Genomic DNA, 13,707 nt, shown 5'->3' with positions numbered 1-13,707 from the left:
AAATAATTTCGTAGGGTGGGCAGCGCCCACCAGCCTTAAGTCAGTGCCATTCATCCATTATCCATTATTTAACTATTTTTTAATTGATGCAAAGGGAATGCTTTGAGCAGGATTGAGTTTTACGCCTTCCACGCCATTTTTCACGAAAATATACTCTTTATTTTGCCAGAGAGGAATGTAGGGAACATCGGCAGCAATTTGCTCTTGAATTTTAGCGAAAATTTCCTTACGTTTGGCAGCATCTTTTTCCTTACGCTGTTGCTGAATCTCCTCATTAACATCTTTGTTCCAGTAAGAAGAACCTTGACTTTTCGCGCCGCCTTCCGTACAGCCTTCCGTTTCAGTTCCTTTACTGCAAGCGACTAGAGGGTTAATGTAATTATCTGGATCGAGAAAATCGGGATACCAGTTCGATAAGGTTGCGGCATAAATGCCATCGGCTACATTTTTAAAGAAGGTTGCGCCTTCCACCGCTTGAGGTTCAAACTTCAAAGCACCGCCTAACTCTTTTTCGGCATAAGCTTTGAGAGTAGCAGCTACTAAACTACGCGGTGTAGAACTCGAGGGATACCAAAGTTGAACGACAGCAGGATTTTGAGCCGAATATCCCGCTTTAGCGAGCAATTCGTTAGCTTTGGCAATGTTGGCATTGCCGTAAGCTTTCTCAAAGCTGGGCTGAGAAACATCAAAAGTTGTGGGAATCAAACTGTAGAGGGGTTCGGCTTCACCTTGAAATACGCGATCGCGGATTAAGTTGCGATCGATTAAAGCAGCAATTGCTTGACGAACTTCGAGCTTATCGAGCGGTGCTTGCTTGCGATTGAGCGCTAAGAAATTGACGGCCGTTCCCGATGCTTCAACCGCTTGCCATTGACCTTTTTCTGCCCCATCGGACAAACTTTTTAATTGTTCCGGTTCTATAGATTGATAAGCAATATCGATCGCGCCCGTGCGGAAAGCATTAAACAAATTTGCTGAATTATCCCCGTAAATTTGCAGATCGATCCCTCCATTTTTCGGTTTTTCTCCCCAATAATTTTCATAAGGAGTCAGCCGAATCGAATCGCTGCTAAATTCTGCTAATTTATAAGGGCCAGTGCCGACAAACTGACTGGGACTAAATTTTCCGGATCCAAGCTCATAAGCTTTAGGTGAAACCGCGCAAGTTCCGGCATACGCTAAGACAGCAGTAAAAGCTGAGAAGGGTTGTTTGAGCTTTACGCTTAACTCATTCGCTCCGGTTGCTTTGACTTCTTCAACCACATCTTTTAAGAGGAAAGAAGGTTTTCCGCCATTTTCAATAAACCGTTTTAAGGAAAATGCCATTGCTTCGGCATTAAAGGGCGTACCATCTTGAAAGGTGACATTTTCGCGCAGGGGAATGGTATAGGTTAGCCCATCGGCGCTAATTTTCGGCATTTCCTTTGCCAGTTGCGGTTTGAGGTTGGTGGTTCCGGGTTCGTAGGTGTAGAGGGTGTCGCCGAGATTATAAATGAGATTTAAGCCTGCGATTTCATAGCTATCGGCAGGATCTAAGGTACGGGGTTTAACCGTCATCCCCACAGTAACGCGATCGCTTCCTGCCCCACTCGATGCGCTTGTCGAGGGTGATGGCGCGGAAGTTTGTTGTTTGCCATTACACCCGACAGCGAGGAGAAAGCACAAACCAAACAAACCCAAGTATTTAGCCAACGATTGAAAGCGTTTGGGGAACAGAGAAAGCCCGTGTAGCATTGCGATTGAGAAAAGTCTATCTTAGCGTTCAGGCTTAAGATTGTAGCAGGTTGCAACCGTCGAAGATTGCTCTTTAGGCTTCTTCTTTCTGCGACTTGCCCAGTCATCCGTCAACGGCGATAGAGTGCGCCATCCGATAGAGTGCTAATTACGAGTGAATGTACGTTACTTAATATAAAGGCGAGGGCTGTCCCGACGAATCCCATAAATTTTCGTTAAAATTTTATTAAGTTGGTAGATTGCGCCTTGTTGAAGTCGGTTGGGCTTCAAGCTTTTTCGTATGCACCGTTCGTCGCTAAAAACACAAGTCCCTATTCAACGCCGTCCTGAGTCCAAATTGCAAGGATGGCGGCGACATTGGCGCTACTATTATTATCGATTGTTGCGACTGCAAGGAACACCTGATGCGATCGCGCGCGGTGTGGCTTGCGGTGTCTTTGCAGGTTCTTTTCCCTGGTTGGGCTTGCAAATTGTTATCGCTGTCGTCTTAGCCACCGCGACGCGGGGGAATAAGATTGCAGCGGCGGCAGCAACGTGGGTGAGTAACCCTTTCACTTACGTCCCTATTTTCGCCTTCAACTTTAAAGTCGGACAATGGATAACGGGTTGGCACGATTTTTCCATTGACGATCTCGATTGGACTTCCTCGGAGATTTGGCACTTAGGGGCGAACTTTCTCGGTACAATGATGCTGGGCTGTGCGCTCGTCGGTGTCGTTGCAGCGATCGGTAGTTATGTTCTCAGCGTTCGCCTGATTTCAGAGTTGCGCCACCGTCATAAAATCGGAAGGCGATAATCGCTTTGAGATTCAATTCGCTTGGCAGGACACTGTTGCACTTGAAGATCATTTAATCATTCATCGAGTAGCGATCGCGAAATCAACGCGGCAGCAGCTTGCGGCTCGAGAGGACGCGCAAAAAGATAGCCCTGCCCGTATTGACATCCGATGCCTTTTATGTAGGCGAGTTGTTCCTTAGTTTCGATGCCTTCGGCGATGGTATTCATCTTTAAGGCTCGGGCGAGACTGGCGACAGCCTTAATAATTTCACCGTTATCGCTATCGCGCTCGAGTCCGAGAACAAAGGAGCGATCGATTTTCAAGGCGCTAACAGGAAAGCGGTGCAAGTAGCTCAACGAGGAATAGCCCGTCCCAAAGTCATCGATTACTAATTGCACCTGCATCGCTCTGAGTTGCGCGAGGGTTTGCAAAGTTGCTTCGGTATCTTCCATCAACAAACTTTCCACCATCTCGAGCTTGAGAGCGCTCCCTTCGAGTTCCGTTTGCTCGAGAATATTTCTAACGCGCTTGACGATATCCGCTTCTTTCAGTTGTTTGCCGGAAAGGTTAACTGCAATGGTTAAAGGTTGCTTGCAAGCGAATTGCTTTTGCCAGCTTGCAATTTGAGCGCACGCTTCTTGCAAAATCCACCAGCCCAGCGGAACGATAAAACCCGTTTGTTCCGCGACGGGGATAAACTCCTGGGGACCGATAAAACCGCGCTCCGGGTGCTGCCAGCGTACCAGAGCCTCAAATCCCGCCAGATGACCGGAAGCCAGATCGAAAATCGGTTGGTAGTACAGGAGAAACTCTTGACGCTCGAGCGCAAGTCGCAAATCGGTTTCGAGTTGGAAGCGCATTAAAACGGTTTCGTGCATTTCGCGATCGAAAATCGCGTAACGACCTTTACCACTGGCTTTAGCGCTATACATGGCAGCATCTGCATCTCGCAACAGTTCTTCAGAATAAGTGTAGTCTGGATTCCCGAAGGCAATGCCGATGCTGACATTAATGAACAAATCCCGCTCTTGCAAGTAAAGCGGCGCTCGAAAGGCGCGATGAATTTTTTGGGCGATAGAAATGACATCCTGACGATTTCTGAGTCCTTCGGTGAGGATGGTAAATTCGTCTCCCCCCAAGCGGGCTAGAATTTCGCTCGGTTGCAGACAGGATTCGAGACGGCGCGCGATCGCAACTAATAACTGGTCTCCCATCATATGCCCGAGACTGTCATTGACCACTTTAAAGTCATCGAGATCTAGGAAAAAGACGGCATACGGATAGCCACTGCGCCGTCGCGAACGTCGAATTGTATGGGCTAAGCGTTCGAGGAAAAGGGTGCGGTTGGGTAAATTCGTAAGCGGGTCGTAATAAGCGTTGTATCTCAGTTGCGCTTCGGCTTGCTTGCGATCGTTGATGTCGGCTATCATCTTCAAGGCTCCGGCATAGTGACCGTCGCTGTCGAAAAGCGGGCGAGTTGAAATCGCAACCCAAAAGAGGCTACCATCTTTACGGCGGAGTTGAAAATCGTACTTTTCTTCGGTCTTTTTATGGCGGCGCAAAAGATGTCTTTTCATCAGAGCATCTTGGCTGGAGTCGATAAAGTCAAAGATGTTCTTGCCTTTCATTTCTGCGACTGAATAACCGACCATTTCAGCCATCTGAGAATTGACAAAGGTCGTATTGTGGTCGCGATCGATCGTCCAAATGCCCTCAGCGGCTGTTTCAACAATCCTTCTATATTTTTCCTCGCTCTCGCGAAGTTGCTCTTCAGCGTGCTTGCGCTGGGTAATATCTCTCAGGGAAACTAAATAAACCCTTTCTCGATCCCAAGTTGTTTCTGTAACTTGCATCTCAGCAACGACAATTTTTTTTGAGGGTTGGACGAGTGCAATTTCAACCCATTCGCAACTAATGAACGGCAAGCCTAAATCCCAATTGAGCAGTTGGGAGATGGAACGGCCAAAAAGATTAGCGGCGGCGGGATTGGCAAAACGAATGGAGCCTCGATCGTCGAGAACGACTAGACCATCGGAAGTCGCGTTGAGAATAGCACTCAATTGCGCTTTGCTATCGAGCAGAGCTTCCTCGGCTTTTTTATAAGCTGTAATATCGCGTAAAATGATCGTCAAAATTTTGCCTTCTTGGAGTTCCAATTGAGACATTGAAACTTCCGCCAGAAATTCGCTGCCATCTTGGTGGCGCGCTCTCATTTCCAGGGATTGTGACGGTAGAAGGGCGGATGCGGGTACGTGCAAAATGCGATCGCCATCGGGCAACAATTTTTCTAAGGGTTGACCTAAAATTGCGTCGCGTTGGTAACCGAAGAGGCGTTCGGCAGCTTGATTGAACAGTTCGATTCGCCCCGTACTATCTGCCGAAATAATCGCATCGCTGGCGAGTTCTAAGATCGCGCTGAGGCGTTCTTGGGAAGCGTGCAGGTTTTCGAGGAGTTGTTGGCGTTCGCTAACATCAGTTTGGATGCCGATAAAGTGAGTTAGAGTGCCGTGGTTGTCGCGCACGGGGGCGAGGTAAAGTTCGTTCCAAAATAGGCTGCCATCTTTACGATAGTTGCGGAGAATCGTATGACAATCTTGCCCCTCTCGCAGAGCGCGGCGAATGATGTCTAGCGAGGGCTGCGCGCGATCGCCCTTTTGAAGAAAGCGACAGTTTTTCCCCAATACCTCCGCTCGCGAGTAGCCAGTGAGTTCCTCAAATTTGGCATTGAGATAAACAATTGGGAGATCGTCTGCTCGGGCATCGCAAATCACTACCCCACTGCTGCTGGCTTCGATCGCGCGTTGCAGGAGATGCAATTGCTCGTCTTTTGCTAGGGGGACTGATGGAAATCTCACAAATCTTTCAGCGGGGTGAGGGGATTGCACCCTTTGTCCTTTTTGGGTTGAATATCGATGGATCGCGGTCAGGGCTAGGAAAAGGGCTGCCGTTCCTAGCCTAAAAGCACGACTTACTTCTGCCCATTGGCTCGAAAGACCCGCACTCAGCAGCTTGAGGGTGAGGGACAGTTGACTCAACAGCATATCTTTATGGGATTTGGAGCGCGCGGCTTAATTCCACTGCCACCAATCATTGTTTGGTCGATCGCTCTTAATTATTAGGATTGCACTCTTTAGCTGTTAGTGAAAACCGCAAAATTGCTCGACTTATCGCAGCGAGAGGGAAGTTCTCTCGAGCCAGTCCTGGAGAATGGGATTGACGATTTCTGGGGCTTCATCTTGGGGACAATGACCCAATCCTGCCAGTTCGATAAAGCGATCGACGGTAACAAACTCCGTAAATTTACGGCCTGCTGCGATCGGTTCCCAAGGATCTTCGCTCCCCCAAAGAACCAAAGCGCGACAGGAAAGACGGGGTAATAAATCTTCGGGAAGCGGACCTTGGGAGTAGCTCGTAAAAGCTAAGAATACGTCGGCTGCGCCGCGATCGCCTGCCGGTTCCATCAGCATTTCAACTAACTCGTCGGTGACGGCTTCGGGGCGGCGATAAGCTCGTAACAAGATTTTCCGCACGACGTTGGGTTGGGCGAGTTTTCGGAAGAAGAAATACCCCAGTTGGCGAATCTGCAAAGTTCGTTGCAGCCAAGGCGCGCCCGCACGCCGATACCAAGCCAGTTCGCTCCGCTTGCGATCGTGCAAGAGTCGCAGGGAACAGTTAATCAAACACACTCCTAAAACTAAGTCGGGATTATCGACCGCAGTTTGTAGGACGACGATGCAACCTATAGAATTGCCGACGAGCAGAACCGGGCTGCCCGCGACTTCTCGACAAAAATCAGCGACTTGTTGTCCCCAAGTTTCAAAAGTATAATCGATTTCCGCACCCGGTTTCGGTTTATCTGAAGCGCCGAAACCGAGAAGATCGAGAGCATAACAGCGGCAAGTTTGACCTAAAACGGGTAGGTTTTTCCGCCAATGTCCCCAGGTTGCACCAAAACCGTGAATGAGGACGACAGCGGGCCCTGCGTTGCCTTGTTGTTGGTAGCCGATCTTGAATCCCTTCCAAGTCCAGGTTTTCGGAGCGCGAGTCGTTGCAGCCATCAGTTTTATGATTCTATGTGATTTTTACGAGCGATTAAGCTCGACCTCATCTATAGATAACCCTAACGCGATTATCGAGGCAAGTTGGGAGTGATTGTGCGATCGAGTTGAAAGATTATCGTCGGCTCAATTTATTTTCCCTCGGACAGAAGAGGGGCTTGCGCCCCCCTTTTATACATATTAAACTTTATTTGTCAACCATCCAAGGGAAGACTGAAGTCTTAAGTGCTTTCGTCCCCTCTTTTAAGAGAAGGCAGGAACGGGAATTCGCAGGTGCGGATAAAGCGGGAAGCGATCGCACAATTGCGCGACTCGACTTCGACAATCGCTGGCAATGCTTTCATCGTCGGGGTTAAGCAGGCGATCGGCGATGATATTAGCGATTTCCTTAAACTCGGCTTCATCCAGTCCGCGCGTCGTGACGGCGGGCGAACCGAGGCGCAAACCGCTAGTCACGAAGGGCGATTCGGGGTCGAAGGGAACGGTATTTTTATTAGCGGTGATATTTGCACCTTCGAGTAACGCATCGGCGCGTTTGCCCGTCATGCCGATCGATCGCAAATCCACCAACATTAAATGATTATCCGTACCGCCGGAAACGATTTTGAAACCGCGATCGATTAAACCGTTAGCGAGGCTTTGTGCGTTAGCAATAACGCGGCCGCAATAGGTTTTAAATTCGGGCTTGAGGGCTTCGCCAAAGGCAACCGCTTTAGCCGCAATAACGTGTTCTAAAGGACCGCCCTGAGTGCCGGGAAAAACGGCTTTATTCAACTTTTTCCCTAACTCGGCATCGCGACTGAGAATCAAACCGCCGCGCGGCCCGCGCAGGGTTTTATGGGTGGTGGTAGTGACGACATCGCAGTACGGCAGGGGATTGGGATGATGTCCGGTGGCGACCAAACCAGCGATATGGGCGATATCGGCGAGCAAATACGCATCGACTTCATCGGCGATTTCGCGGAATTTAGCAAAGTCGATGATGCGAGGATAGGCGGAGTAGCCGCAAATAATCAGTTTGGGGCGTTCTTTAAGCGCGATTTCTCGGATGCGATCGTAATCTAAGCATTCGGTTTCTGGGTTGACTTCGTAGCTGATGACCTCGAACCATTTACCGGAAACGTTGACGGGGGAACCGTGGGTCAGGTGTCCGCCGTGGGATAGGTTCATCCCCAGAATCTTATCGCCGGGATTGAGGAGGGTGAGGAAGACAGCAAAGTTAGCCTGCGCGCCGGAGTGGGGCTGGACGTTGGCCATTTTTGCCCCGAAGAGTTTTTTGGCGCGATCGATCGCGAGTTGTTCGGCGCGATCGACATATTCGCAACCGCCATAGTAGCGTTTGCCGGGGAGTCCTTCGGCATATTTATTAGTGAGAACCGAGCCTTGAGCCGCGAGAACCGCCGGTGAGGTAAAATTTTCGCTGGCAATCAGTTCCAAGCGATCGCGCTGCCGTTGCAATTCTAACTGAATAATTTCCGCGATCTCGGGGTCGGTTTGAGCCAGAAAATCGAGATTGGTTTGAGTCATAGCCCTTGATTTCGATACGAATGCTGAGAGTGAATTCTTGCTGCGAGCGAGCTTGCTCAACAATCCTAACGCAGTTTATGCCCCTCCTTTACGAACATTACACTGTGTAGCGATTTTGACCGCTTTCTCCTCGACTCCCCTTAAAATAAAGGGAGATGAAGTTATTCACACATCGCGATAGAGAGGGGGCTAAGGTTATGTTAGTCATTCTCACCGACCAACAAGTTATTTCTCCCAAGCAAGTCTGTCAGGGTTGCTTGTTTGCCAATACAAGCGGTTTACCGCGCTGGCACAATGGAAAACTCGGTTGCGGTCATGCTTTAAGCTCGGTCGAACGCACTCGCCCTGAAGTGTATGAATGTCAGATGGGCTTTCGTTTAACGAATATCGATTGAATGCGATCGCGCCCTTTTGTTGCCCGTATCGGTTCTTCTGCTCCGGCCTGCGTTATCTTGGAGGGGAAGTTCCATTACAATTTTGTTTCGCTGATATAAGGAGAACCGATCGTGACTTGGCGCGGCTCTATTGATACCAAAGATCGTATTTTTGCAGCCCTTCCTTACTTGCTGCCGTTAATTTCTGCTTTAGAATTTGGCGTTTTCCTAATTCGCCAATTTCCGTTTTTTGGGATTATCTTGATTCCGCTTCTGCCGATTGTCAAACTGATGAGTGCGATTCCTTTCGCTTCTTTTATTATTTTTCTCGCCCTTTATATGGGTGTTGTCAGGAACGAACGCATTAGTCACTTTATTCGGTTTAATACTTTGCAGGCGATCCTGATCGATATTTTATTGTTTTTAATTAGTTTAGTATTTGGATTTATAGCTGCTCCTTTAGCAGGTTCGCTGCCATTAATTGTCGAAACGCTCGCTAATGTCATCTTTTTAGGCGCGCTCGCGGCTTGCGGTTACTCAATGGTACAGTCTTTTCTCGGACGCTATGCAGAGATTCCCGCATTTTCAGAAGCCGTTCGCGCCCAAGTCCCTTAAGCCCGCTCGTTGGAAAAATGTAGGGTAGCAGCACTGTACCTTCGCACAGACTTAAGGCGAAACACTTAATCTTACAAAGAACTCGATGTTGATTAGCTAATCGGTAGGGACGTTCAATTGAACGTCCCTACCGTTATAGATAAAAATTCGATGTTAGGCTCAATTCCTCCCAGCTTTCGATCTAAATCAAGCTAATCAATCGCAATAGATTGCGGACCGCTACTGCGTCCGTTTTGGTCGGAGGAGGTGGAGGGATAAACCGTTGCACCTTGCTGCTCGAGCCAGCTTCGGAGCGGATCTTCGGTAGGATTAAGTCGAAAAGCCCCCGCAAAGAACCCGCCGACAAAAGCGAGGGGTTGTTGAGCGAGTTCTTTGAATAAGGGTGAGAGTCCTTCGAGAAACATGAGTTAAAAAGCTCCTGAATTGTGCGAGCGATCGCGTAAAATTTCTTCTTTAACATTCTAGCGCGTTAGACTGAAGTTAGCTCTGGTTTTTGAGGTTTAACCCATGCAAATTCAGCAATGCCTTCATACTGCTATTCTTGTTGCCGATATCGCCCGCGCCGAGCAATTTTATGGCAAAATTCTTGGCTTAAATAAAGTCGATCGCGGCTTAAATTATGCCGGTGTTTGGTATCAAATTGGCGATTATCAGCTTCACTTAATCGCGGACGAAAATGCGAAAACCGAACCCGACAACACCGAAAAATGGGGGCGCAATCCTCATATCGCTTTAGGGGTGGTAGATTTAAATGTTGCGATCGCAACTTTAAGCCAACATCATTATCCTTTCCAAATGAGTTCTTCGGGGCGTTCTTCGCTATTCGTGCGAGATCCCGACGGCAATGTATTGGAGTTAAGCCAACTCCAAAAGGCTTGAAGCTTCACGGCGTAGATTGTTCAAATCTACCGGCGTTAAAATTGGGCGAATGACGAACAGCTTATTCAGCTTCGTAGAAGCGACAATTCGCACAAGGACCTTCCGGATTAATAGCACAGCGGAGCATTTCCGAGCGAGCATTGTAGCGACAACTCGCATCGCCAATAACCCAACGTCCTTCGATTAAACTGCGTTCGCTCGGTCTTTGGGCATTTTTGACATGGAGCGAAATTTTTTTTAAAAAATAACCACCGATCCTGTACTGGTAGTGATGGTGGCGTTCGAGGACTGCATAAGTTTTACCTTCGACATCGAGATAGTTGCCGGGTTGAGGCATCCAATCGAGATCGATCTTACCGAGAGACCGATGCGTTTCGGTCGAGATTAACTCTGTGGGTAGTGAAACTGGCTCCATTGACTTTAAGGTGTGATGAATGGTGAATGATGAATTATAAGTGATGAATGGTGAATTATAAGTGATGAATGGTGAATTATAAGTGATGAAGGATGAATGATGAATTACGAACTACGAATTTCTAACTCGTGCTTGCGCCTGGGAATTTCATAGCTCATGAAATCGTAAGCCAAAAGCGTTTGCGGGAAAATCGCGCGCGCTTCCTCGAGCAAGTTTTTAACATCCAAAGCGTTGCCCGGAGCGTAGCGGGGACTAAAATGAGTCAAGATCAGTTGTCTCGCTCCAGCTAAAGCGGCGACTTGGGCAGCCATCGTTGAAGTTGAGTGTAAGCGATCGAAAGCCAATTGCGCGTCTTGGTGGGCAAAGGTTGCTTCGTGAATGACAATATCGGCATCTCGCGCGAGTTCGACGGCTTCATCGCAAAAAACGGTATCGGTGCAATAAGCCATTTTTCGCCCCGTTTCCGGCGGTTCGCATAAGTCCGCGCCGCAAATTTCTCGGCCGTCTTCGAGCGTAATTGTTTCGCCGCGCTTGAGTTTACCGTAAAGCGGGCCAGAGGGAATTCCCAATTTTGCCGCTTCGCTGGCATTGAAACGCCCGGGACGATCTTTTTCGGCGATCCGATAGCCGTGGGTAGGCACGCGATGCGTCAGTCGCTCGCAACTAACGGTAAATTCGTCATCTTCGTAGACTAAACCGGGTTGAACGGCATGGATTTTAATTTTGGGCGAGAGGTGGAAGTGGGAGTATTTCGCGCAGGCTTTGAGATAATCGATTAAAGTGGCAGGGCCGTAGATATCCATCGGCTGAGCAGTTCCCGCCAAACCGCAACTGGCAATTAACCCTAAAAGCCCGAAAATATGATCGCCGTGCATATGCGTGATGAAGATGCGGCGAATTTGAGAACTTTTAAGTTCGCTGCGTAGGAATTGATGTTGCGTGCCTTCACCGCAGTCAAAAAGCCAGACTTCTGCGCGCTGGGGCAGACGAAGGGCGACGCTCGAAACGTTGCGCGATCGCGTCGGGACTCCAGAACTCGTACCTAAAAATGTAATTTCCACAAAACTTTATTTGTTGCGAGCGATCGCGAATTTATTCACGCTTAATTTAGCATTGGGTATCCTTTCTCATCATAAAACAATTTGCAAGAGGGCTTTTGAGTCGAGATTTGGATTAGCAAGGAGTCAATTGTGCTAACTGCAAGACAATTGTATCGATCGCGCCGACTAATGATTCTCCCGATACGTCCGAATTATTCGCCAAAATACTAAAAACTAAAACGCCGTAAGTCGGGTGTTCTAAGTAGCCCGACAAGGCACGAACCCCTGTCAGCGTCCCCGTTTTCGCGTGGACGATGCCTCGAGCGCTCGTATCCCGCATTCGATTTCTCAGCGTTCCACTCACTCCCGCTACGGGTAAGGAACCATACCACACATCCCAAGCATTAGAGGAGCGCATTCCGCGTAAAATGCTGACGAACGTTGTTGGCGAAGCGGAGTTGCTGCGCGACAATCCCGAACCATCGACTTGCCGATAGCCATTAGCATTCACCCCAATCTCAGATAGCGTTCGTCTCACCACCTGCGGCCCGCCGATAAAACTGAGTAAGGCATCAGCATAGTCATTGTTGCTCATTTGATTCGTCGTCGTCACCCACTGGCGCATGGATTGCGAGCGAATTTGAGTTTGCGGGCTGAAACGTTGCAAGGCTGCCGCTGTCGTTAATAATTTGACATTTGAGGCAGGAATCAAGGCACTATCGGCGTTGTAGCTGTAGAGAACTTGCCCGTCGAGAGATTGAATGAGAATTCCCCAGCGTCCGTTCGATAAAGGCGGCGTTTTTACGATTGAATCGATCGCAGGTTGCAGGAAAGCCGAACAAATTCCGCTGCGTCCGCGTTCGGCAGGCGGGACTAAAATTCTAATCGGTTCAAAGTTTTGAAATAAATAGTCGCTGGTTTGAGCGTTAACTGCTTTAGGGGCAAGGGGCAACCCCGTTGCAATCGCGGCGGCGGCAATCCAACCGAGAGATTTGAACCAAGATTTTTTTTTATCCATAGAGAAAAATAAGCGGATTTTGGGTCATCTTCAAGGGGAGCAAAAGTCCCTTTAGAGGGCGATCGGGTTTGTACCCAAGCTACTCTTATACCATCTATTTAAGCGATCTGCGAAATATAAGGAGCAAACAGAGAGCGGGAGCATCCTCTGTTATTTCAACCTTTTATAACTAACATCGGGAAAAATTTCCGAGCCATCTTTTAATTACCGGAGCATCGATTCGTTACAATTTAAGAAATCGCGCTAAAAAACAGAAAATGGACGATGAATTTCCCTTAGAAGTTTCCGAAAACCTCAAAAAATATTGTCAAGAAATAGAAGCCACAATGAAGCCTTACCTCGAAATCGAACCGATCCCCAATGATAATACCACGCTCTGGCAGAGCAAGTTCGGTGGTTTTCCTTATTACCCAGTCGCTTCAGAATATCCGCGATCGCCCCAAGGAAACTATCTGTATCTGCTCGCCCAAATTAATTTTTCTGAAGTGCCGCCGCTCGATAACTTTCCCGATCGCGGCATCCTTCAATTTTATATTAACGATGATGACCTTTACGGGTGTGATTTTGACGAGCCGACGAAGCAAGAGGGGTTTCGGGTAATTTATTTTCCTGAAATCGAGCTACAGCGCGATCGCTTAATTCAAGACTTTAGTTTTTTAGCGCCTCCCGAAAATTTCCCTTTACCTTTCAATCAAGCGTTTTCCTTAAAGCTTTCTCGCAAAACCGTATCTTTAACAACAATCGACGAGGAATCCGGCGAAATATTTTCAGGAGCTTTTATCGAAGAAGGGAAAGAAAACGAGGAATTTGAAGAATATTTAGAGGCTAACGGAGAAGAGATGAGTTCGAGTCTTCATCGTTTAGGCGGCTATCCAAATTTCACCCAAAACGATCCGAGAGATTCACTTCCACCCGAAGAAGAACCCTATAGTCTGCTGTTACAAATCGACTCCGAATGCGAAAAAGATATTATGTGGGGAGATGTAGGAATAGGAAACTTTTTTATTCAAGAATCGGCGTTAAAAAAGTTAGATTTTAGCCATGTTCTTTATAATTGGGACTGCGGTTAAACGTGGCGTGAGATTAACGAATATCCGCGAAAGTGTAAGTAGGAGGGTGTAAAAAAGTGCGATCGGATTCGTAGGGGCGGGTTTAGCTAAAATCCTTGCTCTGAGGTGAATTCAGCAGTCAAAACCCGCCCTCTATGACCTGAATGGCACTGACTTAAGGCTAGCGGGCGCTGCGATCCACCCTATAAAATTATCGTAG

13 protein-coding genes are annotated in these 13,707 nt (G+C 48.2%); 5 read left to right on the top strand and 8 right to left on the bottom strand.

Annotated elements, in window-relative coordinates:
- Positions 1-72: 72 nt before the first annotated feature.
- Complete coding sequence (locus tag H6G50_RS21940) at positions 73-1,734, bottom strand: ABC transporter substrate-binding protein (protein WP_190721361.1); 1,662 nt, start codon at positions 1,732-1,734, stop codon at positions 73-75.
- 280 nt (positions 1,735-2,014) lie between these two features.
- On the opposite strand from H6G50_RS21940, the gene H6G50_RS21935 reads away from it, so the two are divergent.
- Positions 2,015-2,530, top strand: coding sequence for a DUF2062 domain-containing protein (locus H6G50_RS21935; RefSeq protein ID WP_190721359.1), 516 nt, complete (start codon positions 2,015-2,017; stop codon positions 2,528-2,530).
- A 56-nt stretch (positions 2,531-2,586) separates the two neighbouring features.
- On the opposite strand, the gene H6G50_RS21930 is transcribed toward H6G50_RS21935, so the two are convergent.
- The 3 genes from H6G50_RS21930 to glyA all read right to left on the bottom strand — a co-directional run bounded on the left by H6G50_RS21930 (position 2,587) and on the right by glyA (position 8,097).
- Complete coding sequence (locus H6G50_RS21930; RefSeq protein ID WP_206756592.1) at positions 2,587-5,547, bottom strand: PAS domain S-box protein; 2,961 nt, start codon at positions 5,545-5,547, stop codon at positions 2,587-2,589.
- A gap of 129 nt (positions 5,548-5,676) precedes the next feature.
- Positions 5,677-6,570 (bottom strand): alpha/beta fold hydrolase, encoded by an 894-nt coding sequence (locus tag H6G50_RS21925; protein WP_190721355.1) that lies wholly within the window; start codon positions 6,568-6,570, stop codon positions 5,677-5,679.
- A gap of 243 nt (positions 6,571-6,813) precedes the next feature.
- Complete coding sequence (glyA, locus tag H6G50_RS21920; RefSeq protein ID WP_190721353.1) at positions 6,814-8,097, bottom strand: serine hydroxymethyltransferase; 1,284 nt, start codon at positions 8,095-8,097, stop codon at positions 6,814-6,816.
- A gap of 197 nt (positions 8,098-8,294) precedes the next feature.
- Here glyA and H6G50_RS21915 point away from each other — a divergent pair, with 197 nt between their 5' ends.
- Positions 8,295-8,492, top strand: a complete 198-nt coding sequence (locus H6G50_RS21915) for a hypothetical protein (RefSeq protein ID WP_190721351.1) — start codon at positions 8,295-8,297, stop codon at positions 8,490-8,492.
- A gap of 111 nt (positions 8,493-8,603) precedes the next feature.
- A complete protein-coding gene (locus H6G50_RS21910) occupies positions 8,604-9,086 on the top strand; it encodes a Tic20 family protein (protein ID WP_190721349.1) in 483 nt (160 codons plus the stop codon).
- Between the two features lie 191 nt (positions 9,087-9,277).
- Here the strand turns inward: H6G50_RS21910 and H6G50_RS21905 are convergent, their stop codons facing one another.
- A complete protein-coding gene (locus H6G50_RS21905; protein ID WP_190721347.1) occupies positions 9,278-9,490 on the bottom strand; it encodes a hypothetical protein in 213 nt (70 codons plus the stop codon).
- 103 nt (positions 9,491-9,593) lie between these two features.
- Between H6G50_RS21905 and H6G50_RS21900 the strand changes: the two genes are divergently transcribed.
- Positions 9,594-9,965, top strand: a complete 372-nt coding sequence (locus tag H6G50_RS21900) for a VOC family protein (protein ID WP_190721345.1) — start codon at positions 9,594-9,596, stop codon at positions 9,963-9,965.
- 61 nt (positions 9,966-10,026) lie between these two features.
- Here the strand turns inward: H6G50_RS21900 and H6G50_RS21895 are convergent, their stop codons facing one another.
- The 3 genes from H6G50_RS21895 to H6G50_RS21885 all read right to left on the bottom strand — a co-directional run bounded on the left by H6G50_RS21895 (position 10,027) and on the right by H6G50_RS21885 (position 12,438).
- A complete protein-coding gene (locus H6G50_RS21895) occupies positions 10,027-10,380 on the bottom strand; it encodes a DUF6464 family protein (protein ID WP_190721343.1) in 354 nt (117 codons plus the stop codon).
- 104 nt (positions 10,381-10,484) lie between these two features.
- The gene (locus H6G50_RS21890; RefSeq protein ID WP_190721341.1) at positions 10,485-11,441 is read right to left on the bottom strand and encodes a ribonuclease Z; all 957 of its coding nucleotides are present in this window, start codon (positions 11,439-11,441) and stop codon (positions 10,485-10,487) included.
- A 112-nt stretch (positions 11,442-11,553) separates the two neighbouring features.
- Positions 11,554-12,438 carry a D-alanyl-D-alanine carboxypeptidase gene (locus tag H6G50_RS21885; protein WP_190721339.1) on the bottom strand — a complete coding sequence of 295 codons (885 nt, stop codon included), beginning with the start codon at positions 12,436-12,438 and terminating at the stop codon, positions 11,554-11,556.
- A gap of 257 nt (positions 12,439-12,695) precedes the next feature.
- Here H6G50_RS21885 and H6G50_RS21880 point away from each other — a divergent pair, with 257 nt between their 5' ends.
- Positions 12,696-13,508, top strand: coding sequence for a YwqG family protein (locus tag H6G50_RS21880; protein ID WP_190721337.1), 813 nt, complete (start codon positions 12,696-12,698; stop codon positions 13,506-13,508).
- The last annotated feature ends 199 nt before the right edge of the window (positions 13,509-13,707 follow it).

The organism is Oscillatoria sp. FACHB-1406, from assembly GCF_014698145.1.
Taxonomy (GTDB): Bacteria; Cyanobacteriota; Cyanobacteriia; order Cyanobacteriales; family Spirulinaceae; genus FACHB-1406.
Note: the sequence above shows the minus strand (reverse complement) of the source record. Positions and strands in the feature narration are given on the sequence as shown.